Origin of the sequence: Agrobacterium vitis (assembly GCF_014926405.1) — a bacterium.
GTDB classification, from domain to species: domain Bacteria; phylum Pseudomonadota; class Alphaproteobacteria; order Rhizobiales; family Rhizobiaceae; genus Allorhizobium; species Allorhizobium vitis_H.
Genome location: NZ_JACXXJ020000003.1, coordinates 266,531 through 291,462, shown reverse-complemented (window position 1 = coordinate 291,462; position 24,932 = coordinate 266,531). Strand labels below are relative to the sequence as shown.

The 24,932-nt window shown below is 56.1% G+C and carries 18 protein-coding genes and 3 pseudogenes; 13 read left to right on the top strand and 8 right to left on the bottom strand.

Going from position 1 to position 24,932, the window contains the following annotated elements:
• Positions 1-17: 17 nt before the first annotated feature.
• The 5 genes from IEI95_RS02900 to IEI95_RS02880 form a co-directional block, all read right to left on the bottom strand.
• Positions 18-857, bottom strand: coding sequence for a phosphoadenosine phosphosulfate reductase domain-containing protein (locus tag IEI95_RS02900; RefSeq protein ID WP_194415800.1), 840 nt, complete (start codon positions 855-857; stop codon positions 18-20).
• Positions 847-4,155 (bottom strand): ATP-binding protein, encoded by a 3,309-nt coding sequence (locus IEI95_RS02895; protein ID WP_194415797.1) that lies wholly within the window; start codon positions 4,153-4,155, stop codon positions 847-849. The genes IEI95_RS02900 and IEI95_RS02895 overlap by 11 nt, the downstream gene beginning before the upstream one ends.
• Entirely contained in the window at positions 4,155-5,075 is a 921-nt protein-coding gene (locus tag IEI95_RS02890) for a DUF4007 family protein (protein WP_194415794.1), read from the bottom strand. The genes IEI95_RS02895 and IEI95_RS02890 overlap by 1 nt, the downstream gene beginning before the upstream one ends.
• A gap of 16 nt (positions 5,076-5,091) precedes the next feature.
• Positions 5,092-6,264, bottom strand: coding sequence for a cysteine desulfurase family protein (locus tag IEI95_RS02885; RefSeq protein WP_194415792.1), 1,173 nt, complete (start codon positions 6,262-6,264; stop codon positions 5,092-5,094).
• Positions 6,265-6,540: 276 nt separating this feature from the next.
• Positions 6,541-7,446, bottom strand: a complete 906-nt coding sequence (locus IEI95_RS02880) for a hypothetical protein (protein ID WP_194415790.1) — start codon at positions 7,444-7,446, stop codon at positions 6,541-6,543.
• A gap of 29 nt (positions 7,447-7,475) precedes the next feature.
• Here IEI95_RS02880 and IEI95_RS02875 point away from each other — a divergent pair, with 29 nt between their 5' ends.
• The 13 genes and pseudogenes from IEI95_RS02875 (at position 7,476) to IEI95_RS02820 (ending at position 21,930) form a co-directional block, all read left to right on the top strand.
• Positions 7,476-7,859, top strand: coding sequence for a bestrophin family protein (locus IEI95_RS02875; protein WP_273545120.1), 384 nt, complete (start codon positions 7,476-7,478; stop codon positions 7,857-7,859).
• 128 nt (positions 7,860-7,987) lie between these two features.
• Entirely contained in the window at positions 7,988-8,896 is a 909-nt protein-coding gene (locus IEI95_RS02870; RefSeq protein WP_204166260.1) for a LysR family transcriptional regulator, read from the top strand.
• A gap of 131 nt (positions 8,897-9,027) precedes the next feature.
• Positions 9,028-10,314 (top strand): D-amino acid dehydrogenase, encoded by a 1,287-nt coding sequence (locus IEI95_RS02865; RefSeq protein WP_194415788.1) that lies wholly within the window; start codon positions 9,028-9,030, stop codon positions 10,312-10,314.
• A gap of 199 nt (positions 10,315-10,513) precedes the next feature.
• Positions 10,514-11,455: a TRAP transporter substrate-binding protein gene (locus IEI95_RS02860; RefSeq protein WP_194415786.1), complete on the top strand. Its 942-nt coding sequence runs from the start codon at positions 10,514-10,516 to the stop codon at positions 11,453-11,455.
• Positions 11,452-12,102 carry a TRAP transporter small permease gene (locus IEI95_RS02855; RefSeq protein WP_194415783.1) on the top strand — a complete coding sequence of 217 codons (651 nt, stop codon included), beginning with the start codon at positions 11,452-11,454 and terminating at the stop codon, positions 12,100-12,102. The genes IEI95_RS02860 and IEI95_RS02855 overlap by 4 nt, the downstream gene beginning before the upstream one ends.
• Complete coding sequence (locus IEI95_RS02850) at positions 12,099-13,463, top strand: TRAP transporter large permease (RefSeq protein WP_194415781.1); 1,365 nt, start codon at positions 12,099-12,101, stop codon at positions 13,461-13,463. The genes IEI95_RS02855 and IEI95_RS02850 overlap by 4 nt, the downstream gene beginning before the upstream one ends.
• Before the next feature lie 98 nt (positions 13,464-13,561).
• A pseudogene (locus IEI95_RS29730) lies at positions 13,562-14,089 on the top strand (hydantoinase/oxoprolinase N-terminal domain-containing protein); the annotation flags it as partial.
• Positions 14,090-14,128: 39 nt separating this feature from the next.
• Positions 14,129-15,658, top strand: coding sequence for a hydantoinase/oxoprolinase family protein (locus IEI95_RS02845; RefSeq protein WP_234934152.1), 1,530 nt, complete (start codon positions 14,129-14,131; stop codon positions 15,656-15,658).
• Positions 15,659-15,663: 5 nt separating this feature from the next.
• Complete coding sequence (locus IEI95_RS02840; RefSeq protein ID WP_194415777.1) at positions 15,664-17,307, top strand: hydantoinase B/oxoprolinase family protein; 1,644 nt, start codon at positions 15,664-15,666, stop codon at positions 17,305-17,307.
• A 30-nt stretch (positions 17,308-17,337) separates the two neighbouring features.
• Complete coding sequence (locus IEI95_RS02835) at positions 17,338-18,357, top strand: threonine ammonia-lyase (RefSeq protein ID WP_194415775.1); 1,020 nt, start codon at positions 17,338-17,340, stop codon at positions 18,355-18,357.
• The gene (locus IEI95_RS02830) at positions 18,354-19,166 is read left to right on the top strand and encodes an aspartate dehydrogenase (RefSeq protein ID WP_194415773.1); all 813 of its coding nucleotides are present in this window, start codon (positions 18,354-18,356) and stop codon (positions 19,164-19,166) included. Before IEI95_RS02835 ends, IEI95_RS02830 begins: the two co-directional genes overlap by 4 nt.
• 472 nt (positions 19,167-19,638) lie before the next feature.
• Complete coding sequence (locus IEI95_RS02825) at positions 19,639-20,964, top strand: PDC sensor domain-containing protein (protein WP_234934150.1); 1,326 nt, start codon at positions 19,639-19,641, stop codon at positions 20,962-20,964.
• Between the two features lie 606 nt (positions 20,965-21,570).
• Positions 21,571-21,930 (top strand): hypothetical protein, encoded by a 360-nt coding sequence (locus tag IEI95_RS02820; RefSeq protein WP_194415771.1) that lies wholly within the window; start codon positions 21,571-21,573, stop codon positions 21,928-21,930.
• On the opposite strand, the gene istB is transcribed toward IEI95_RS02820, so the two are convergent.
• The 3 genes and pseudogenes from istB to IEI95_RS29240 all read right to left on the bottom strand — a co-directional run.
• Positions 21,908-22,642 (bottom strand): IS21-like element helper ATPase IstB, encoded by a 735-nt coding sequence (gene istB / locus IEI95_RS02815; RefSeq protein WP_156543945.1) that lies wholly within the window; start codon positions 22,640-22,642, stop codon positions 21,908-21,910. The two genes, IEI95_RS02820 and istB, sit on opposite strands and share 23 nt — an antisense overlap.
• Positions 22,575-24,141: pseudogene (istA, locus tag IEI95_RS02810) on the bottom strand (IS21 family transposase). Before istA ends, istB begins: the two are co-directional and overlap by 68 nt.
• A gap of 108 nt (positions 24,142-24,249) precedes the next feature.
• Positions 24,250-24,910: pseudogene (locus IEI95_RS29240) on the bottom strand (transposase); the annotation flags it as partial.
• Positions 24,911-24,932 lie beyond the last annotated feature (22 nt).

Genomic DNA, 24,932 nt, shown 5'->3' with positions numbered 1-24,932 from the left:
AACGGCGCCCCTACGGGTTACTTGTGACACACGACGCACCCACCGGCCGCTTCGTCGATACCATAAATGTCGTCAATGGTATCAGTGGAACGGCCGGAAAGAGGATTGATCGCGCGGTTTTTCCGAAGTCGTTCTTTTCGCTTTTCGTAGTCGAGTTTGATTTGCGCCACGCGAGGAGGAGCGACGAGTTCGTTCAAACTCTCGCCCTGACTCCAGGTAAACGGCGAACCATCTTTCAAGGCCGTTTTTTCGTAATCGACGGCCTCTTGGAAACGATCGGGATGATGTTCTGCCAACCTTACCCATTCAATCTTCTGTTGGAAGAAGCAGAAGGTGCATCCTGATCTTGAGCGCCAATCGTAGTATTCCGGTTCTCCGACCGCAGCCTGCTGCAACATTTCAATTACGCTCGCGCGATCAATCCCAGCTTCCTTCAAAGGTAGATGTACCCGCATGTTGGGATGAGTGGCCTGATATCCGTCACGGCTGGGCTCATCAGCCCGAATAGCCACGTATGAATGGATGGTTGTTCCGGAATCCAGATCCGATTTAATCCATTGCTCAAGTGGGCGAAGCTTCAGTTGACGCGTGCACCAACGGGTACGGGGGGATGGCAAAAAATTCCCATATTCCTCAAGCCAAAAATCGAAATCTCTATCTGGGTTGAGGCGTTGAATTGGTTTGCCAAGGAATCCTTCAAGGCGATCTAAGAAACTATAGACTTCCGGAAGCTCCTTCCCTGTATCTGTGAAAAAATATTCCAGCGGCAGCTCGGGATGGTGCTGCCGCATAAAAACTGCAAGTGCCGCGCTGTCGCGTCCACCTGACACGCCAAGAATATGCCGATCAGACTTCATTGTTGTCCACCTTTGTATTGGCTGCCAGACTGGCGACGGCGCGTGCAAGAGCTGCAAACTGAATACGCGCCAAAGAGTCGTCTTCTAAAAGTTGTTTCAAAAGGCGATCCGCGAGAGAGGTCGCTTGATGCTTTTCCGCTTCGGTCAACACGAACGTCCGCAGAAGTGGGGGGATTTTTGGATCAACTCCAACAACGAGCGCCATAGCTTCTGTGCTCGAACCTCGGTCGCGGACGACAGCAAGCGCTTCGAGCTCTCTGAATTGCCGGCCGAAACGGGCGAGTTGAAGCAGAGCCTGGTCCTTGTCGCGATCCGACCAGTTTCTTGATGGCTTATGAAGCAGCAAGCTCGCAATTCCTTCAATGTCGCCCGTTCCCGCCTCAAAGGCCGCCGCACGCATCACAAAGGCTTCGAAAGCATAATCATTGGTCAGGTTTCGTACCGACGCAGAACGTTCGGTAAGACCACCGAAAGTCTCTGGATCCACAGCTAGCGATCGTGCTAGTGACGAGTGCAATAGGGTAAGGAGCGCAGGATAAGCAGCCTCGGCTTCTTCGAGAGCGGAAATGACGACTTCTGGTCCGTCGTTGTCTTTTAGTACGCCCGGAATATGCTCAAACAGCAGCGTCTCTGGATCCTTTGATTTCAAAGTAACGCTACGCAGACGTTTGGCCGTGTCGCCGATACTATCGGTGCGTTGCGCATATAGCGGCAATTCTTCGTAACGTCTGAATAGGCTCTGTGCGATTGGCAGCGAGGCCGCCCCATCGGGGAGGTTGAGCTTTTGAGCGAGACCACTCATGAACGCAGCCTGTCGTAATGATCTATCTATCCGGCGAAGCCGGATATCAGCGGGCTTCTGTAGCAGCCTGTCGACAAAAATCTCGCTGAACTCGGTTTGAAAAACTCCGTCGATGTAAACAGCTGTTCGATCACGATTGGCTAACAAGAAAGCGAGCACCAACAAAGGCATCGGTCCGGATTTGAGCCCAATTGGTGCTTCTGACCATTTCTGATAAACATCACCGACAACGATATCAGTGTTGTTTTCAAGGATACGCCAAGCGGGCATCAGCGTAATGGCTTGCTCGGTTCCAGATGGGGCTTTGAAATCGTAAACGCCTGGCCGCACCATTCCATGCAAACCTAGTGCCTTGAGAACGGTGATGTAGAGTCCCATCGCGGCGGGAAAGCCTGAAAACCCTAAATCACTTTGGTTCGCTTTTGACACCATAGCGTAGCAAAGATCTCGCAGAGCGGCCATTGCGCTGGATGAAGGTTTGTCGCGTTGAAGTAGCTCGCTCTGTAAAATTGGTGCCTCATCAAAGGCCGCATCTGCGAGCGCTGAGGCCACAATCGCAACAGGCTCTTTAATTGTACGAGTGGGGTCAGGAGAAATCCACCACCTCGTAGAATTCAAGGCAGCGTCGAGGTCCCGATGTAGACTGTCGATCGTGCCTGAGCGCCGAGCTGCTATTTCTCGTCGGGCAATTCTATCCCCTTCTAATTGGGGATGATCCCGTAAGACTCTGTCAATTGCAAAAAGCTCAGCAGCATTCTCTCGCAGGGAAAAACCTTCCTTCACGCCTCCGACGGCAACAATGGGCCCGTCTTTGTGAAGTTGCTTCGTCACGGATTTGCAACGGGTCTCTACTTCTGCGGTATCGAGGCTTCCATCGCCTAAAATCAAAGCGAGCATTCCAGCGCCCTTGTGCCCCATCGATTTTATGCGGTTTGCGAGATCGATGGCCTTGTCCGCATGGCCCGCGACGATGACAGCAATTTCAAAGGTCCGAAGCGTACCCGTCCGGAAATAGTGACGTTTGGCCGTTGCAAAGCCGAGACCGATTTGTTGAGTCAGCGCGCGCAGCTGTGCTTCATCGATAGGCGAGGTTGATTTGGCAATTGCATCTTCAAGATCAAAATCGCTTCCGGCAAAGAGCGCGTAACCTCTTAATCGGGGTTGCCGAATAAGGATTGCCCACGATAGCAAATCTTCAATCGCAGCCCTTCTCAACGCATCGCTGGCATGTGGTGTTGCCGCAGCTAAAATATCATCTGCCAAAGCCAGACCAGAACCGTTTCGAAAGAACTCGATCACGGCCGCACACTTCGTCAGCGAAACGTGGAGCGAAGTGCCTTTTGCGGCAGCCCGTTCTATGGCTTCAAACGCTAGACTAAAGCGGTTGCCATCGGCACCGCCGGCTAGGGACATTCCAAAATTAGTGGCCAAATAGTCCCATAAGCGGTCGGGATCGAAAGTTTGACCCAGTTTGGCGCTATTCAGGAATTCTTGAAAGCCAAACGGTTCTGAGGAACTCAGAAAGCCAAAAACGCTCCGCTCATTCTGGGCAAATCGTTGACGAGATACTGGTCCTAAAAGGAGCGACGTAACCGGGTTTAATGGCCAGGTTGCCTCAAGTGCATCGCGCAGCACGGCAATGTCGGTGGGCCTACGTGTCGCGACTGCGTCCGCCACGGCGGATGCAGCTATTCCAGCAGAGGCTGGAACATTGAGCGAGGTGATAGCTCTCCCGAGTAACGCTACCGTTTCATCTGCACCGGCAAGAAACGGAATGTCTTGATATCGGCCCTGAACCTTAGCCCATTCATCACGAGCGCCTCTTCCAGCCTTTGCAGCATATTGGTCAAATGCCTGATGGAGAATGCCAATAACGACCAAACGGCCTTTGCTTCGTGAGCTCCATTCCGCAAGATCCTGCAAAAGGTGGACGTCGCCGCCGTCCAGAGCCTGATGCTCGAGGAGTTTTCCAAGTTCGTCCAAGACAACTAAGGCTCCGCCTCTGCCCGTAGACGCCGACTCGATTAGCGTTGTGATGAGTGCGTCGTCGCTCGATAACGCATGGTTATGTTGCTGATCCGTCCAAGAAAAAGCCGGCACGCAAGCATCAGCCACAGCTTGGCGTAAAGCCATGCGTGTGCCCGTTACGGCCACAATCGCCCAATCGCCGTCGGCGCCCGGGAAAGCCTTCTCAAACTGACGAGTAAGATCCTTGCCTACGATTTTCCGAGCGATTTTCCGATTCTCGGGTTTTCCCGCTACGAGATTTGCGAGCAAAAGAGCAGCACTTGATTTACCGCCGCCATACGGGCCGGTCCAGGTGAACGCTCCTTGCTTGCCATCAATTTGACTTGCCGCCATCGTTTTGAGCGACTTTTCCACACTCGCTTGTAGTACGTAGCCGACAAGAGGAGGTGTGCCGTTAAGGTCAGCGTCGAGGCGTGCCGACCGAGCAAAACGCCGATTGATTTCGACCTGAAAAGAGAGGTTTGACATTATGCGGACACCCCTTGGGCACCAAGGGCATACGCGCTTGAAATTAGGGAAAGTGGGTCTACTTGGCGTACTCGTTGAATTTGTCGAAGCCCGGCGGTGTCCGTCCAAACCCAAGCGCCCTTGGTTAGACTTTCGAGCCCCATCAGTCGGGTCACAATGCTGTCCTCATCAAGCTTGAAAACGCGGCCGGGCGACCCAGCTTCGTAGCAAATCCTCTCAGCTGTAATTGCGGTCGAGCCACCTCGCTTTTCCCAAAATCGTGAGAGAGCATAGGCAAATATCCCGTCCGGCAGACTTGGCTTGGGTCCGTGCACAAATTCGTACCATCCGCCGAAGCGGGCTTCTCGAATGAGCCCCAGCTCAGCAAGAAGGGGCTCTGCAGCATCGTCAGTCTGCCCTTCGGACCGCCGAACATAACTGCGAAGAAAGACTTCGATATCCCGCTTTAATGTCCCCCTTGTCGCCCGCCACCCTTTTGATTCAACCAATGCCTCCATCTGCGTAAGCAAACTGGAAGGGTCGAACTCGATGCCTGTCAGAGCATTGAATGCGTAATACGCAGTGGTTGTGTATACGGGCTCACTTGCCACGGACCAATGAGCCAGCCAAATAGTCGCGGTTCTTTCAAGGTATGGATCATGCCCGTCATCTGACAGGATCAATCGGCCAAACGACGACGGGTGAAGTAAGCGGTCACGCTCTTCGACAAAACCGGAGGCAAGCGCCCAAAAACGCATCGCCACAGCCATGTTGCGACCAACACCGAATCGTGCGATAGCATCATGTTCCTGAAATGTTCCCGCTGCTGCACCGCCTTCGACGGCGTCAAATGCCTTCTTCAGCCAAAGAAGGCGTAACGGGAAAGTTTCGTGTCCTGCAAATTGTGGACGTGCAAAGGAATCGGTAAAAGCATTTATCATGCCCGCAGTCTAACTGCTACTGGAGGATCGGTCCAGTGGGACGATTGAGCTTTTGCACTGCGGAGGCAATTACTGATGCCGCAACTTCGGCATCATCAATAGAATTGTATCTTCCAAAGCATATACGAAATATATTTCTTGCTTTGTTTGTAACTATACCCATTGCTTTCAATACATGTGAAGGCAATACCTGCCCGGATGAGCAAGCGGATCCAGTGGAAATTGAGACTTGCTTCCCAATCATTGCAACAATATCATCCGCTTCGACGGAATCTATTATGAGACTTAATCCGCCCGGAATGCATATATTAGGGTCAACAGTTTTCGAGAAACTGACCTGATGTTCGCTCAGCCTTTTCATGAAATGGCTCGCAAGCATCCGGCAATGGCGTTCATCCTCTTCCATTGCCTCAATCGCCACCTGAGCTGCTTTGCCGAAACCTACGATCAGAGCAACTGGCTCGGTACCTGGGCGCAGCCCTCCCTGTTGACCTCCGCCATATTGAATTGGGAACGGCCTTGGCGCGGATTGGGAAACGTAAAGGGCGCCAACGCCCATAGGGCCGTAAATTTTGTGACCAGATAAGCTTGTGTAATCGACACCTATCGTATCGACATTGAAGGGCACTTTGCCCGCGGCCTGTGCTGCGTCGCTATGGACGTAAGCGCCGACGGCGTGCGCAACTGCCACGACTTCAGAAAGGGGTTGAATTGCGCCGGTCTCATTATTTGCTGCCATGACTGAAACCAACAGGGTCGTTTCATCAATAAGCTGTGTAAGCTTATCAACATCAACCACCCCATGTCGTGTAACGGGCGCAATAACTGTTTCGAAGCCCATTTCGCTTAAGGCGTTCGCAGGTTCGAAGATCGCCTTATGTTCGATCGCGGAAATCACGATCCGGCGTCGGTGGCTTCCGCCAGCGAGTGCCCATTTCCCGACCCCCAAAAAGACCAGATTGTTCGACTCGGTTGCACCGGAAGTGAAAACGATTTCTTCAGGCGTAGCTCCTATCAAGGCGCCAACGGCTGTTCGTGCTTGGAAAATCTTGGCGGCGGCTAGTTCCCCGGCGAAATGGGAGGACCCAGCGTTTCCCGGCTCCATCCAAGATTGCAGAATGGCTTCCTTGGCCTCAGGCGCAAGGGGAGTGGTAGAGAAGCCATCGAGATATATTGGGGGGCGGCTCATTTGGTTTCCGAGTTGAGTTCCATGTTGGTATCAACACCAAACTCGTCGAGTGTTGCAATGCGGAATAGCTGTGATCCTAATGTATTTTCCCGGGTGCCGTTGACGGTTCGAGCCCATCAAGACCAAAAAGTATAGCGGGGAGCCAGAGCAAGCCCTTACCTTAAGCCGGTCTGGACACTAGGTCGGCACCTTCATATCATATCAGGCCAACACTGGTTTTTGGCCTGGCAGCATTGGAGTGGCGTCTGCCAGTTTGCAACGGATCCACCCGGGTGGCTACCTTCCCATTCGACGCTGCAAAAGGTCTGACTTCTTCCTCATTGAAATATTGATTGGAATATCCGCCGGAAAATCATCCTGCGTAAGTTCCCTCTGAATGCGGCCTTCCAGGCATTCAATGCAAAGCATTCTTTTTGCAAACTCCCTGCCGGCGGCCTTCCACACAGCATCCGTGACCATATAGTACTCGCCGATCTCGCGGGTGTTTTTCGAACAGCAAGCGCAGTCAACGCTAACGTCGTTGGCTGAGTCTTCATCTTCATCTCGCTCGATCAGGCTATGTAGAAGCAAGTACCCCCTCATCGCTTCCGTGGCTGCGGAGTAGTTGCCGAAAATCGGCGTTCCGTTGCTATCCTTGAAGGTGACGTCTGCAAGGTATCCCATGATCGTCGCTATCTCATCCATGGCGTTTGGACCAAAGGCGCGTCTGATCCGGTCCCTATGAATGGCCGGAAAATTAAGGCCTGGATATTCAATAGCATTCGTCACGGTAACTCCCTGTGTTTCAAGGGTGTCTTCGATTACAATCCGAATGCGACCGTCATTTTTGAGAAAGAGATATTCTGCTTCCTCAAGCGAATTTGCCCGCACGGCCCGGACAATCCTCATTTTACGGACCTCGACGCTTGTCTTTGTGAAATTCTTCTTTACCGGGTCGGACATGTAAGCATTCTTGGTACGGAGGAAAACGATCTGAATTACCTTCTGGCCGTTATGCTGACCGAAAGACAAGTACTCTCTCTGCAAAATTGGTGAGACAGTTAATAGAAGTCTCTCCACCCAACTTGAGTTGGCGAAGGCGGCTGACAAAGCGGCTCCGGTCGCAAGAATGGGCGGCTTAGCCTGAACGCCAAACTGCGGCAGAGTTTTCCATTTGCTGTTTCGTTCGATATCGCACCGCATCTCAAATATGCTGCATTGCGGAATATTCTGTGGCGTGTAGCCGCGTTCAGATTGAAAGCATTATGGTCGATATGAGCAATGCACAGGGAGGTATGGAGAGGATCAAGAATACACCCCTTCCGCGGGAGTATGGTTATTTCCCCACCCTGTTCGTCCATGGCTTCTGCCTGCTTTTGCCAATCGGTCTTGTCGACAGCTTGACGATTTTCACGCTGCTGGCATCCACGGCCGTCGGCTTCATGCTTTTGGCAATGGATCGCATCGGCGCGGATTTACAAGATCCCTTTGAAAACAGAGCCCACGACGTGCCGTTGACGTCAATCTGCCGGACAATTCAAATTGACCTTGAGCAGTTGATGGGTAACGGAGCGACAGCAAAACCCGTTCAGCCTATAAAGCATGTTCTCTGGTGATGAGGTGCGCCGATCTTCCAATATTTCAAGGATCAAATATACCGTCCCATGGCTCTACCCTTCACTTTGCGAAAGAAGCAGTAGAGAGAATAATACTGGTGAGCGTTGGCGAAACGAAAGGGAGGGAGATGATGATCAATCTTAGAAGTCTCGAAGTTTTCTACTGGGTATCGACTCTCCAAAATTTCGGCCAGGCTGCTGCCAGACTTTACATGACGCAGCCGGCTGTATCTCAGCGCATTTCAACTTTGGAAGAGGAGTTTGGCTGTCGTTTGCTGGAACGATCAGCCAGAACCGTTCAACTCACGCCCAAGGGTCGCCATCTCCTCGCCTATGCAGACAGATTACTCCTGCTTCATTCGGAAATGATCCGAGAAGTCGCCGCAGCCGATCATCTCAGCGGTGTCTTGCGGCTTGGAGTTTCAGAAACCATCGTCCAGACTTGGCTTCCCGACTTCATCGACAGGGTAAGTCGCGTATATCCAGCGGTCACGTTCGACATCGAAGTAGATGTTACGCCCAAAATGAAGGCAAGTCTGCTCAAACACGAACTTGACCTGGCATTCTTGATGGGGCCGGTCGCGGCGCCTGATTTCGTTGATGTCCCTCTCAACCCCTTCGCTCTCGCGTTCATCTGCAACAGTCAGACACAGTTCAACGATGAAGTCGTGTCGGCCGAAATGCTTCAAAAATATGCGCTCATCACCTATCAGAAGAACACGGCCAACTACCGCGAACTCCAGCAGTTGTTCCGGACCGCCACAAGCTCGGCTCCGCGTATCCACGCAAGTTCATCGCTGGCGACCATCATCCGAATGACCCTAAGCGGTTTAGGGATTGCCGTCATCCCTCCCGCCGCTGTTGAACCGGAACTGAGAAGGGGAGAGTTGCGCATCCTTTCCACTCCGCTGAACCTCAATCCACTCCGGTTCACCGCCAGCTACAGGCTTGGACCCGGGACCATCCTGGCTCCCCTGCTTGCACAAATAGCAGTCGAAACGTCCAGTTTTCATGCAGGTATGCATAACGATATCTAATAGAAATCCTTCATATCATCCGATTGGACTTTATAATCGCAGTCGAACTACGCTTGCCCATCAGAAACGATGGCGAGCGATACCTCCATGAAGTCCAGGTCTGCCCCAAAGTTGACGAAAGGCAAAAAGCCGTGAAGGTCTGCGTTATTGGCGCGGGCTTGGCTGGACTGACCTGCGCCTGGCACTTGGCACGGGACGGTCACGAAGTCGTGGTCCTAGAGAAGGCGCCCGGACCAGGCGAAGGTGCAAGCCGCGCCAATGGCGGTCAGCTCAGCTACAGCTACGTGACGCCGCTAGCCGCGCCTGGCGTCGTTCGCAAGGGCTTTGCCTGGATGCTCGATGGTGACGCGCCCATGCGACTTCGTCCCCAGATGGACACCCGGCTTTGGCGCTGGCTAATGGCCTTTGTCCGAGCAAGCAGACGCTCTGTCTTCGAGGCGGGCATCCGCGATATGCTCGCCCTTGCCTTTCTTAGCCGCGATGTTCTTACCACCATGATGACCGAGGAGACGCTCGATTTCTCCTATCGAAAAAACGGCAAGCTGGTGGTCTTCCGCGATGAAGCGGAGTTAGTGTCGGCGCACGAGCTGGTGGCATTACAAGCTAGGCATGGATCACACCAGTCTCTTGTGAATGAACGGGAATGCATCGAGATTGAACCCGCCCTTGCTGGCGGTACTCAAAGGATCGCAGGCGGTGTCTTCACCCCTGACGAAGCTGTCGGCGATGCGTACCGGTTTTGCCAGTCGCTGCGCACCTGCCTTGAAGAACGCTACGGCGTCGCCTTTCACTTCGGGCTGGAAGCTTCCGCGCTCGAATGCGGCGGCGGCAGAACATCTGCCGTCCGAACAAGGCTGGGATTAATCGAGGCGGATCACTTCGTGCTTTCCTCCGGCATCGACGCCCTGATGCTTGCCGAGCCGATCGGTCTGTCGCTGCCGCTCTATCCTTTGAAGGGCTACAGCCTGACCTCGCCGATTCGCGTCACTGACCGCCCACCGGCAGTCAGTATCACTGACGCGCAAAACAAGGTCGTCTATGCGGCTCTTGAAGGGGCACGCGTTGGTGCGGAGGGGCGGATGCGCGTTGCTGGAATGGTCGATCTGGTCGGTTTTGCGAACGATATCGTCACGCGCAGGACAGATACACTTACACGCCAAGCAAGGGAAGCCTTTCCCTGCGCTGCGGACTGGTCACGAGCAGACGCCTGGAGCGGTTTGCGTCCGGCAACGCCGGACTGGAAGCCGATACTTGGACAAAGTGACATTCCGGGCCTCTGGCTGAATGTAGGCCACGGCGGTTTGGGCTTCACTATAGCTTGCGGCACGGGTCGTCTCGTCGCCGATCTCATCGCCGGGCGTACCACACCAATCGCTACCCAACCCTATGCCCTAAACGGAAGGAGCCAAACGTTCTGATTTCCTGAAAAGAGTAAACAGCATTCATCAGCCACCACAAAAAATACAAGGGGAATTTCTTATGATGAATAGAACTATATTACCGATAGCCGTTGCAGCGCTTAGCCTCCTAGCCTGCTCGGCTCATGCCGAAATGCCTCAGAGCATTGCGCCTGGCGCGAGCGTAAACCTATCAGCCGTCACACAGCCGCTCCCGACAATGCCGCAGTTCACCAGGGTCGATATACCTTACTTACGTGAGCAGGTGCCGCAGCGGTCGAACGGCCGGATTAAAGTACAACTCAGCACGCACGCGGAGCTCAATCTTTCCGGCAGCGAGATCGTTCGGCTCGTCCGCTCCGGACAGGCCGATATCGGCGCGGGAACCTTGTCGACACTGTCTGGCGATGTACCACTCCTTGATGGGATCGATCTTGCTGGCCTTAGTCCGGATATCGACGCGGCACAGAAGATCGCGGATGCGATCCTCCCCGCGGCCAACCAGGAATTGGATCGGTTCGGCATCAAGCTCCTTGCAGTCTACCCGTTCCCGGCACAGGTGATCTATTGCCGCTCACCCTTCGAAAGCCTTGCAGATCTCAAGGGTCGCAAGGTCCGGACCTTCGGAAACTCGCTCGTCGATCTCATTACTGCGGTCGGCGGCCAACCCATTAGCCTGGGCTTCCCGGAAGTCTACAGCGCCCTCGAGCGTGGTGTCGCCGATTGCGCTGTGACTGGGACGGGGAGCGGGGCCTCTGCCCGCTGGCCGGAAGTCACGACGCACATCTCAGACCTTCCGCTCTCCTGGTCACTCGCAGGCTACATGGTGAATGTTGCCTGGTGGAATGGGCTCGATCCGCAGGTACGGGCCTTTCTCCAGGGAACGGTCGAGGAAATGGCTGTCAAGCAATGGGAACTGGGCAAAGCTGCCACACTGGACGGTCTCGCTTGCAATACCGGAAACGCCGCTAACTGCAAACTCCATCCGCTTGCCAAGAAGCCGATGACAGAAGTCAAAGCGAGCGATGCCGATCGGGCAATGGTGCAGGATGTGTTTAGCAAGACCGTTCTACCGGGCTGGGTCGGACGTTGCGGCACACGCTGCGGTGACATCTACAACAAAACCATCGCTCCGATCAGCGGCGTCGAGTTTCAGCCATGAGCCGGGTGCGTCCGATCGCCGAGATGCAGGGGGATCCTCTCCCCCTGCGACTGTCGCGCGTCCTGAGGCTCTGCGTGAAGGGATTAGCCACCTTCATGGCCTATGCTGCGGGTTGGAATTACATTGCCTGTGCCGCGTTCATCACGGCGGATATCGTTGGCCGCACTCTCTTTGGTTTTTCGAGTGCAGCCACTGTGGAAGTCACAAGCTATATGCTGGCGGCCGGACTTTCCTGGTCTCTGGCCCATACGCTGGCGATGCGGGCGCATATACGCGTTGACGTCCTGATAAACCGAATGCCCTTAAGCGTTCGTGCCATCTTTCACGTTGTCAGCATCCTGATGCTCGCAGTTTTCAGCGGCTTTGTCGCCTGGAGCGGCTGGTCACTGGTAGAAGAATCGCTGCTTTTCCAAGCGCACGATAATAGTGCCCTCCATATTCCCATGTGGATCCCGCAGGGAATTTGGTTCGCCGGACTGCTCGGCTTCTTCGCAATGGCCTTGGCGCTGTCGCTGGAAAGCATACTTGCGCTCGCATCGGGGCACTTGGACGAAGTGGAAGCACTCCTCAGTTCACGCAGCGTCGACGATGAGACCGAAGAAGCACTTGAAGCCGTCGGCATGACGGCAAGGGAGCACGTCCAATGATTGCTATCATTTTCCTACTTGGCCTGCTCGGAGTGGTCGTCGTAACGGCGGCAACCGGAGGCGTGCAACTGCCGATCGCCGAGATCATGGGCCTGATCGCCATTTTCTGTTTGTTCTTCGGGGCGGGTGTCCATGTGGCAACTGTCCTGGGCGTGCTAGCGGTGATAACCGGCTTTCTCTTTTCCGAAAGACCATTCTGGCTATTTGCCGGACAGACATTTTGGGGCCCGTCCAGCAATTTCGTTCTGATTGCCGTACCCCTATTCCTGCTCATGGGCGAGATCCTGTTGCGGGCGGGACTGTCGGACCGTCTTTACAAGTCTCTGAACGTCTGGCTGAACCGCACGCCGGGCGGCCTGTTGCATACCAACATCGCCTCCTGTGCTTTGTTTTCAGCCATTTCCGGCTCTTCTGTTGCCACCGCCGCGACCATGGGCTCGGTTGCCCTGCCCTATTTCAAGGATAGTCAGTATAACGAGCGCATGGTGCTCGGGTCGCTGGCTGCCGGCGGCGCGATGGGTAATCTTATCCCGCCCGGGATCACGTTCATCGTCTATGGCCTGATTACCGAAACGTCGGTTGGGGATCTTTACCTTGCAGCGCTGCTGCCCAGCGTGCTCGTTACCCTGTTGTTTGCCGGTGTCATCGTGCTGCACGGTCTGCGCCACCCAATTGACCGGCCGCCAGCGGTGGCATTTTCGGAGAAGATCCGCTCCCTCGCTGGTCTCGGCCCGACGATTGTTTTGATCGTTCTCGTTCTCGGCTCCATCTATGGCGGTTTCGCTACCCCAACCGAAGCTGCTGCGCTTGGAGTCAGCGGGGCTGCGCTATTTGCCCTGCGTGAGGGCAAGCTCAACCTTCGCATGTTGAGTGCGTGCGCAGAGGCGACAGCCCGCAACACTGCGCTTCTAGGGCTGATCATCCTCGGTGCCTATCTCCTCAACTACGTGCTGACGCTGATCAACGTGCCGCAGGCACTGGCAGAGATCATTGGCAACCTGCCTCTTCCGCCATGGGCTATCATGCTTGCCATCATTGGCATGTATTTCGCGCTCGGAACTTTCATGGAGGGCTTCTCCATGATCATTACTACCGTCCCGGTAATCTTTCCGATCATCGTTGCTCTTGGTTATGATCCGATCTGGTTTGGCGTGGTCGTGACGATGCTCGTTGAAATAGCGCAAATCAGCCCGCCAGACGGAACGGTGATGTATGTGCTGCAAGGCATGCGCCCCAAAGGCGGCCCCATTACCGATGTTTTCGCCGGCGTGATGCCCTTTCTCTTGGCCTATCTCCTCGCCGTCGCGCTGCTCTTGTTTATCCCGGAGATCGCACTCTGGCCGGTCGAAATGCTGCGCTAGGAGCGACCGCATTCCCACAATCAAATGCTTATACCGCTCATTTGTTCGCGTTAACGAGCGAGCGGTATCAAGCCCAACCTGAAAATTAGCGCCATTATTTGCCTGCGCGCGCCAGCTTATTCGGAGTTATCTTGAGCACTGCACCTTTTATTCGAATTGGAATCGATGTCGGCGGAACATTCACCGATCTTCAGATCCTGGATGAGCGCAATGGCGCACTCAGAAGCTTCAAAACGCCAACAACGCCCGAGGATCCTTCTGTCGGTCTGCTGACAGGCCTCAAGGGAGCGGCAGAACGCTACGGGTTCGAACTCGCCGACATTCGTTTCCTCTTGCATGGAACGACCATCGCGACCAATGCCGTCCTGGAGCGGCAGCTTGCCCGCGGCGTTCTGCTGACAACAGCCGGATTCGAGGATGTCCTGGAGATCGGCCGTCATTCCCGCCGAGACATTTACGGGCTGAAACCACACCAGGAGCCGCCCTTGGTTGGCCGGGATCGACGCCTTGGTTTGGCCGAGCGGATCAGGGCTGACGGCACGATCGAGCGGCCGCTTACAGCAGATACATTTAATGCCATATTGCCGCGCCTTGAAGCTCTCGGCGCCGAAGCGGTCGCCGTGTGCTTGCTTAACGCTCATGTGAACCCCCTTCACGAAGAGTTGGTGGCTGAAGCGCTTGCGAACAACCTGCCGGGAACGCCCGTCACGCTCTCTTCCGCAATCAGTCCGGAAATCAGGGAATATGAGCGAACATCCACGACGGTCCTGAATGCCCTGCTGATGCCGGTGGTGGGAAACTATCTCGATCGTCTTACGGTTCGCATGGCCGAAGCTGGCGTTCATGCCCGGCTTCTTCTCGTCCAGTCTAACGGTGGTGTTTGCAGTGCCGACGTCGCCGAACGCCAGCCAGCACGACTGCTGCTTTCCGGTCCATCCGGCGGAGCGCTTGCAACGATGCGTTTGGCACAGGCTCTTGAACGACCTAACCTGATCGGCGTCGATATGGGAGGAACCAGTTACGATATCTGCGTTGTACGCGATGGCGTGATCACTCAGATGACCCAAGGAGAGATCGACAATCTTCCTGTGCGTCTGCCTATGGTCGAAATCCGCACGATCGGATCGGGTGGTGGATCAATCGCATCGCTGGACGATGCGGGTCGTCTGCGTGTCGGTCCGCGCAGCGCTCGCTCTTGGCCCGGCCCCGTCTGTTACGGTCGTGGTGGCGAAGAACCTGCCGTCACCGACGCCAATGTCGCACTCGGCAAGCTGGACCCGCGCTATTTTCTCGGTGGAGCAATGCCCTTGGACGTGGATGGTGCGCGCATGGCGATCACTGAACGCATCGCAAAACCGCTGGATCTCTCCATGGAACACGCAGCCGAAGGTATCATCAAGGTAACCGATACCAGTCTCGCGGTTGCCGCACGCCTCAGCCTCTTTGAAAAAGGACTTGATCCGCGCGATTTCTCCCTTTTGTCCTTCGGCGGAGCGGGCGGGCTACATGCGGTTCCGGTGGCAGAGGAACTCGGCATTTCCGAAGTTGTCTTCCCGGCGGACGCTTCCACGTTCTCGGCCTTTGGTATCCTTCACTCAGACATCGTCCATGACCTTGCGCGTTCGCGCGTCCTGCCGGCCGTGGATGCCGTCCTTCCACAACTCGGGGTAGCGCTTGAAGAACTGCGCGCCCAAGGCAACGCGCTTCTCGAGGCAGACAGGGTTCCGGAAGTCGACCGTCGTTTCTCAGTATCCGTCGATCTTCGCTATCATGGCCAGGCTTTCGAACTGGTTGTTCCGTGGCCGGATGCAGCACCAGAACCCGGTGCGCTGGAGCGGCTTCTTTCCGACTACCATGCGCTTCATTCGGAGCGGTTCTCCTACTGCAATCGCGAGGCAGCCGTCGAGATCGTCACCTTGCGACTCAACGTCATCGGGCTTTTGCCTCGGTTCAACTCGCAGCGCGCCGCTGGTCGTGGCGCGGAACGCGAACCCGGCACACGGCGGATCTGGAGCGGCGGCCAATGGACCAATGTCGATGTCCATCAGCGGGAAAAGGTCACCGGCACGATCACAGGGCCAGCGCTGATTGAAGAGGAATACACAACAATTTTCATTGCCGCGGGCTGGAGCTGTAGCCCCGGACCAGCCGACAGCATGATTGCGCGCAAGGCGTGTGCCGTTAAAGGAGCCTGAGATACATGACCGAGAGTACACGTTTGAACCCGATCGAGCTTGAAATTCTACGCAATGCACTGACGGCAACGGCGGCGGAAATGGACGTTACCGTCTGGCGTACCAGCCGTTCCACTGTCATCCGCGAATTGCTGGACTATTCCACGGCCGTCTTTGATCGTGATGGCTTTAACGTCGCCCAGGCCGCCCGCATACCACAACATCTAAATTCTATGGGCAGCGGTCTATTGACGATCGTTCACGATTTCCTGCCCCTTGATCAATGGGAGGAAGGCGACGTTGTTATCACCAACGACCCCTATTGCGGCGGTCAGCATATACCCGACATTCTTGCCTTCCGCCCGGTATTCCTCGACGGCGAGCGGATCGGCATTGTAGGAACACTTTGCCATCATCTCGATATGGGCGGGATGGCAGCCGGCTCCTACTCAGCTGCTGCAACGGAAATTTTTCAGGAAGGACTACGTATCCCGCCGCTCAAACTCGTGCGGGCCGGCAAGATCAACGCGGACGTGGTAGCGATGATGCGGCAGAATGTGCGCCGTCCAGACATGCTGTGGGGCGATCTGCAAGCCCAGCTTGCCTCGCTTGCCGTGGGCGAGGCCAACCTGCGCCGGCTTGCGGCGCGCGTGGGCGCTGACATGTTCGTTGATGCATGCAACCAAATGCTAGACGGATCGGAACGGGCCATGCGCATGATGATCGGGCGTATTCCGGACGGAGTTTACGAATTCGAAGATTTTCTTGACGATGACGGAATTGGACATGAGCCCGTCCGCATTCATGTCATCGTGCATATCCAAGGGGAGGAAGTGACAATCGATCTCTCCGGATGCAGCAAGCAAGTTGCCGGTCCGATCAACGCCACTCTTGCCTCGTCGCAGTCGGCCGCTTCCTATGCCATGATGGCAATCGCGGACACCGAGATACCGGCAAATTCAGGCTGCTACCGGCCCATTAAGCTTATTGCTCCCGAGGGATTGATCGTCAATGCTCGCCACCCAGCGCCGGTTGCAAACCGGATTGCCGTAGGGCATCGGCTTGCAACGACCGTTCTCGGCGCTTTGCATAAGGCGGTCCCAGGACGCGTTCCTGCAGCCTATTACGGCGTATCCTATGTATGCTCTTTCCAGACAGTCGGCGAGAATGATGAGCGCAGCGTGCTTGTAGAAATCGAGGTCGGTGGCAGTGGTGCCCATGCAGATATCGACGGGCTGAGTGCCTACACCTATGGCATGCACAATTGCTCCAACATTCCCGCAGAGATGATCGAAAGCGAGCTGCCGATCTCCATCGTCAGCTACGGCCTTGTCCAGGGATCTGGGGGGGCGGGTCGACAGCGCGGCGGGCTCGGCTTGTTCCGGGAGTGGCGCGTGGACAGCGAAAGAGCTGTTTTCACAGCCAATCTCGAGCGTTTCCGGTTCCGTCCTTATGGACTAAACGGCGGCGAGCCGGGGCGTGCGGGAAGCCTTGTCCTGATCCGTGGCAAGGATCAGCAGGAATTGCCATCCAAGGTCGACAACCTGCAACTGTTGAAAGGCGACATCATTCGCCTGGAAACATCCGGCGGCGGCGGCTACGGCGACCCGGCTTTCCGCGCTCCCGCGGACATCGATCGCGATATCGCACACGGTTACATTGCCGCATAAACTGAAAATGACAGAAAGGAGCGCTCGATCATGAACATCAGCCAAGCTGCTGCATCAACGCCATGGCATCTTCAGCCCCCGGGCTTCGATGAAATCGAGGCCGCCGCCGGGCGTATTGACGGCCATCTGGTCAAAACACCGCTTCTGGAAAGTGAGCGTGTCAACCGCTTGATCGGCGGACGGCTGCTCGTAAAGGCTGAAGGTCTTCAGCGTGCTGGAAGCTTCAAAGCACGTGGGGCATGGAATACGCTGTCGCTGATGGATCAGCAGGCGCGACAGCGCGGCGTGATCGCCTTTTCCTCGGGCAATCATGGCCAGGCTGTTGCCTGGGCTGCCAACCGCTTTGGTGTCCCGGCTGTGGTGATAATGCCGCAGGACGCGCCTGCGGTCAAAATCCAAAGAACGCGTGAATGGGGCGCGGAAGTTATTCTTTACGACAGGCTTCATGACGATCGTGAAGCGATTGGCGCTGCCGTGTCTGGCGAGCGCCAGCTGACGCTCATTCCACCTTTCGAAGATCGGCGGATCGTGGCGGGTGCGGCTACCGTGGCCAAAGAAATTGTCGAACAGGCTTTAGATATGGGTTTTATGATCGACGCACTGGCTGTCAGCTGCTCCGGTGGCGGACTTGCCGCAGGCTGCGCGCTTGCGTTTGAAACAATGCTGCCGCAGGCCCAGGTTTGGGCGGCCGAGCCTGAGGCGTACGATGACCTGCGGCGCGGGCTGGTGAGCGGTCGGCGCGAGAAGAATGACCTCTCGGGGCGATCATTCTGCGACGCGCTGCTTGCCGTGACAACCGGATCCATGAATTTCAATATTCTGTCGCCGCGTCTGAAAGGAAGCATTGCGGTTAGTGACAAGCATGTTGCACACGCGATGCGTCTCGCATTCAGTGAGTTCGGCTTGGTCGTGGAGCCGGGGGGGGCAGCGTCACTTGCAGCTGTTCTTACGGGCGCGATCCCTGTGGCTGACCAAACCGTCGCAGTGCTTCTCTCGGGGGCAAATGTCGATGCCGATCTGTTTCGTGAAGTGTTAGGAGATTCGAAATGACGCAAACTACTGTGGCTATCGCCGGGCTGGGCGCCATCGGTCTGTCAGTTGCCCGTGCTATCGATCAGGGGCGTGTTCCCGGGTTCAGGCTCGTCTCCGTCGCGTCTGGCAACACAGCAAAGGCGCGGGCGGCTCTCTCCGATTTCGCCGCGCCGCCGCCCGTTAGGGAGACGGCGGAAGAACTGGTGGATGCCGAGATCGTCGTAGAAGCGGCACCTGCAGCCACCTTTCTCGACATCGCCCGGCCAGCGATTGCTGCCGGTCGCACCCTGATCGCCTGCTCCGGTGGCGCTTTGCTGCGGCACTTTTATCTTGTCGACGAAGCAGATCAACATGGGGCTCGGATCATCGTTCCGACCGGCGCATTGATCGGTTTAGACGCGGTGCGTGCAGCTGCACAGGGCACGATCCACTCCGTGCTGATAGAGACCCGCAAAGCCCCACGGGGCTGGCTTGGAGCGCCATTTCTTACAGAGCGTACGATGTCACTTGATAATCTCGAGGTGCCGTTGTGCATCTTTGAAGGCAACGCGCTCGAGGCAGCGATCGGTTTTCCGGCCAACGTTAACGTCGCCGCTGCGCTTGCAATGGCGGGTATAGGACCGGAAAGGACACAAATCCGCCTCTTCGCCGATCCGCATGTTGAGCGCAATACCCATCGGATTGAGGTAGAGGCCGACGTCGCACGTTTCTCCATGACCATTGAAGGCGTCCCCAATCCCGAAAATCCCCGCACCGGACTGTTGACGCCACTGTCTGTAATTGCATGCTTGCGCGGATTAAAGGACACGCTGAAGGTTGGCACGTGAAGGCATCGTAAACCTACCGCTTCGTCTTTGAATAGTAGCCTGGCGAGTGTCGGCGAGCCGACATATGGTTCCTCATGCAAGGCGAACAAGTAGACTAGGAATGCGGAGTGGCCTGAATTCTCTTGGCACAAGCCGGTCGATGTTCAACTCGTCGCCGCGTTCATTTCACTCAACTGACGAAATTCCCAAATCCCTGGCCATGACGGCCGGGCAGTTTTAAAATTTCCCTTAACCATATTCCGCTGACGCGGTGTAGATGTTCCTTGCAGGGCCGTAGCATGAATACGAGTTTCAACTTAATGACTAAGATACTAGCAGTGGCTTCGCTGGTGATCGTCGCGCTATGTCGGGCTTCTCCTTCTATATTGATAGTCTCCAACGCAAGGCAACAAGCGCCGCTGTCCAAAGCGAGATTTAGAGTTCTGGGCTTCAAGCATCTCAGAGTATCGCAAACTGGCTAAACGCTAGGATTTTGCTGACGGAGGCGGTTGGTAGTGCATTGCGGCACGATGCTAACGCAACAGAAATGCTCAAAACTCTCGACAACGATGTGCTTGTACGCGAATTTTTGTCGACTTACATCGGCGATCAACAGGGGAATTTCACCATATTCCCTAACCAGAATATGGCTTCGGATTTCGACCCAAGAATGCGACCTTGGTATAAAGGCGCGGTAAGTGCTGATGGTCTGTTCATCACCGATCCGTTTTTAGCAACTACCGGCAAACTGCAAATCAGCGTAGCTTCGCCATTGAAAAAAAACGGTTCGCTGACGGGAGTTGCTGCCTCAAGCTTCTCTATCGAATCGCTGGTCAGCATGGTTAACTCAGTCGATATGGGCGGTAAAGGCTCTGCGTTCTTGGTAAAGCAGGATGGGACAATCCTAGTTCACCGGAACAGCAATCTCGTCACGAAAACTCTTAAAGATGCCTATCCGACTAATACCCCCGCCGTCGGCTCCAGCGTCACAGAAACCACTTTCGCCGATGCAAATGTCCTGGTTTCCTTCCTTCCGATCCGAGGCTTGCCGCGCGGCGACTGGTATCTTGCGGTCCAGATTGATCGTGATCTTGCCTACGCAGGCATCAATGAGTTTCGCACGGCCGCTGCTGTTGCAACACTTGTAGGTGTAGTTGCTATGATCGCTATCCTCGCAGTACTTCTCTCACGACTCGTCGTTCGACCAGTTGTTAATATGACCGGCGTGATGGCGAAACTTGCACGCGGTAATGTCTTGACTGAAATCCCCTGTACTGATCGCAACGACGAAGTTGGCCAGATGGCTGCCGCTGTCGCTGTTTTCCGCGACAACATTGTCGAGCGGGGGCGCCTCGCCCGCGAAGCAGAAGAGACCCGTGCCATGACCGAGCAGGAGCGTCGCGCCCGCGAAGCCGCGAAGACCGGCGAGGCAGAGCAGATAGCATTCGCTGTGAATTCGCTTGCAGATAGCCTCGGTCGCCTTGCCAATGGCGACCTCGACCGTTTGCGCACAGACTTCAACGCTTCGGTCAAAAAACTCCACGATGCGCTGGCTATCGTCGGTCAGAACGCCAAGGCAATCGACAGTGGCGCGGTCGAGATACGCTCTTCCGCCGATCACCTCGCGAGCCGCACCAAGCAGCAGGCAGCCTCGGTCGAAGAGACAGCCGCAGCGCTAGAGGAAGTCACCACCACCGTTAAGGACAGCGCTCGCCGCGCAGAAGAGGTAGCCGCCGCCGTACTATTCTTAGCGTCGTCGGAAAGCAGCTACATCACAGGAACGGAACTGGCGATAGATGGTGGTGTTTCGCAGGTGTAGCCGTTGATACTCTGGGTAGACCGGCTTGAGTCTAGTCGATGCTTCTGGACGCAGATCAAAGCGGCATGCTCTGCCGTGAGCGGGCTGTCGATCCTGTCGGTGATCAGTTGCAAAACACGGTATCAGGGGTCGATTGTCCGTGAGTTAGTACGATTTCTATGCCGTTTCGCTAGCATGTCTCTGCGATCAATTGACTCATGACGCGGCGACTTGCTAGCAACTGAATTGACGGCAGGTGATCCATCGGTACCCAGCTAGCCGATCGGGCGCTGGAGGGTAATAAAGAAATGCCTACAACCCCCTGGTCAGCAGCAAGGATTTTGTCGCGCTCGGTCTAAGGATTGTCGATCAGAAAGGCCCAGTCCGGTCCGCGCACAGCGTCGCCGTCGGGCACCGAATTTCGGTCCTTCAAGACTATAAGTGACAATCCAAGCTTCAGAATTGCAGTGGTCGCAGGTTCGAATCCTACCAAGGCGACCAATAATTGTTATGCAGCCAGTTTTGGTATCTCACGCTTGACCAATCGCAGGAATGGTTGGTTGTGAGCCCCCGCAACCAATAACTTACAAAATATCAATACGATAAGCCCTCCCAAAAGGAGGGCTTTTGGCGTTTCTGGGCTTCAGTCGACGCGAGTCTTCCCATGAGGTCTTCCAGGATCGCCCTTTCGTTGAGGAACTCAGGCTTCTTCTTGCCGGATGCAAAGGTGAGGATCGCGGCAAGATCGCCTCGCAGCACGATCACCAGTTGCTTACCATCGGGCACGAGATCGATGCGGCTAGAGCTGGCTCGGGAACTCTGGACAGTGTCAATCGGCGCGGAAAGTTGACCCCATATCGGCGTCCAATGTTGACCCCCGTGTTGACGATCAGCACCTGGATCGCCCGGCGCTGGCCGGGGTTGCAGAGGGCGAAACAGGTGCGGGTGATGGGGCTCTTCGGCTTTAGCTTTGAGAGCGGTTTTTGAAGCGCCAGGACTCGTTGCCGGTTTCGACGATCTCGCAGTGATGGGTGAGCCTGTCGAGGAGCGCGGTGGTCATCTTGGCGTCGCCGAAGACGGTTGGCCATTCGCCGAATGCCAGGTTGGTGGTGACTATGATGGATGTGCGCTCGTAGAGCCTGCTGATCAGGTGGAACAGAAGCTGGCCGCCGGCCTGGGCGAATGGCAGGTATCCGAGTTCGTCGAGGATGATGAAGTCGAGGCGGTTGAGATAGTCCGCCGTCCGGCCCTGCTTGCCGCTGCGCGTCTCCGTCTCCAGCCGATTGACCAAGTCGACGACATTGTAGAAGCGCCCGCGTGTGCCGTTGCGGATGAGCGCGCGGGCGATCGCGATGGCCAGGTGGCTCTTGCCGGTGCCCGTGCCTCCGACGAGAACAACATTGCGCTGATCGGCAACAAAGGCTCCGGTGGCCAGGTCGCGGACAAGGCCTTCATTGACGGGCGTGTTGGTGAAGTCGAAGTCGTCGATATCCTTGGCGAGCGGCAGCTTGGCGATGCTGAGCTGGTAGCGGATGGAGCGGGCCTGCTTCTCGGCGATCTCGGACTGCAGAAGATCGCCAACGATACGCGGCGGCTCATGCTGGCGCTTGATGCCGTTGCCCATGACCTCGTCATAGGCGCTGCGCATGCCGTAGAGCTTCAAGGTGCTCATCAATTCCAGAACCTGTGTGCGTTCCATCAGCTTGCCCTCCTGAGGCTGTCATAGCGAGCGCAATCGGCGACCGGCTCATGGGTCAGCCGCAGTGCATCGGGGATTTGCAGGGGCGCAGCCGGAGCAGGATCACGACGCCGCGCCAGTATGTTGAGGATGACGGCAGCCGAGCAGACGCCCTGATCAAGCGCCTCCTGGCAGGCGGCCTCAACGGTCGTGATACCGTCGCCCGGTACGCATCCGAGAATGGTGACCATTTGCCGATCGCCGTCATCGACTGTCTTCAATCGCTTGCGGACCTTCTCCATCGCCGCCGGCATTACCCAGTCGCGGAACGGCGCGCCATTGCGAAGAGCGCCGGGTTTACGGGCCAGGACAGGCACATAATGCCAGGGATCATAGACCGTCTCGCCGCGGCCGAAGCTGCGCCGATGTTCGGCGATGACCGTGCCATCCTGCTTGACCACAATCCGGTCGGCATAGGCGTGGACTTCGACCGGGCGGCCGACAGCCGTTGAGAGGACCGAGTATTTGTTATTGTCGAAACGGACCGTGCAGGTCTTCGAGACCGAGGCCGGAACGCAGTGAAAGCCGTCGAACGGACCGACATAGGGGACGAGGCTGCTGCGTTCGGCTTCGAACATCTGCCAGATCGTCTGGTCGGCCTGTTCCGGATGGTTATGCGCTTTGGCATAGGCGACGCATTTGTCGAGCAGCCAAACGTTCAATTCCTCAAGGCTCTTAACCCTCAGGCGCGGCGTGAAGAAGCGTTCGCGCACCAGGCCAACCTGGTTCTCGACCTGGCCCTTCTCCCAACCAGACGCCGGGGTGCAGGCGACAGGCTGAACAAGGTAGTGGCTGCACATCTGCAGAAAGCGGCGATTGTATAGCCGCTCCTTGCCCACGAACACCGCCTCCACCGCCGTCTTCATGTTATCGTAGATGCCACGCGTGCAGGTACCACGGAAGAAGGCAAACGCCTTGTCGTGGGCGTCAAACACCATCTCCTGGCTCTCGCGCATATAGGCACGTGCAAACATCATGCGGCTGTGGCAGAGCCGGACATGAGCAACCTTCACGGTCGTCGTCGTGCCGTTGATCAGCACGATCTCGTGGCTCCAGTCGAACTGGTAGGCTTCGCCGGGTGCATAGTAGAGCGGCACATAGGCCTGCGCCGTCGCTGATCCCCGGTTCTTCGCCCAACCCTTGGCGTAACGGCGGATCGCATCATAGCTGCCGTCATATCCGAGCGCTCGAAGCTCCTCGTAAATCCGGATCAGCGTTAGCCGTTCGCGCGATGGCCTGCCTTCGTTCGTCGCAAGAAACCGCTCGATCTCCGCCTGCCAGGCCCCCGTCTTTGGCAAAGGCTGCCGCTCGCGCTCGTAGGAGAAGTCGGTCTCGTCGCTGCGCAATATCTTGCGGACCGTGTTGCGGGAAACATGCAGTTCACGGGCGATCTTCTTCATCGACCAACCTTGAACATGAAAGGCCCGCCGGACGCGCGCAATCGTATCCACTCGCTTCAACTCCCTCTCCATCCGCCGTCAAAAGACGGATGGTCAGATAAATCCGAAGGGGGTCAAAATTGGACGCCGATTACCCCGCTAATGGGGTCAATTTTGCACGCCGGAACACACCCAGGCCTTGTCCCGAGCCGCCACGTCGAGTTGTCGATTCAGCGTGTTATCGATGACAATGGAGGGTCTGCCGCCATAAATTCCAGTAGGGCGCTTATAGCCGATCTGAGCCTTTATCCTGGCGGCCCGCGCAAGCCGGGCAACCCTGTTGAGGCAGCAAGTCTTGCCGTGGTCGAGCAGGCCGTCGTGAAGCTTGCGGTAGCCATAAACCTTGCCGCTTTCCTCTTAGGCTTTCCGCAGAAGACCGATTTGCCGGTCGTCTTTACAAGCCCGCTTGCTCAAGTGTGTCCGGAGCCAAGCGTAAAAGCCGCTGGGATGAATACGCAACAGGCGGCACATCGTTCGGACCGAAAACAGCTTCTGATGCTGGGCAACGAACGCGTACTTCATTTTGCATTCCTGGCGAAATACGCGGTCGCTTTTTTATATGTCGCGCTCCTCGGTGACGCGCGCCAGTTCCTTTTTAAGCTGCCTGATCTCCTCGGCCTGGTTACTGCCCTGGTCACCCGTCGGCGAGGAGAATTTCTTCTTCCACTCGTAGAGGGAATGTTGGCTGACACCCAGCCGCTGCGAAACCTCTGAAACGGGATAGCCTCGTTCGGTGATCTGACGCACAGCGTCGATTTTTAAACTCTTCGCTGAAATTCGATTTGCTCATGATGAGCTTCTTGCCTCAAAAT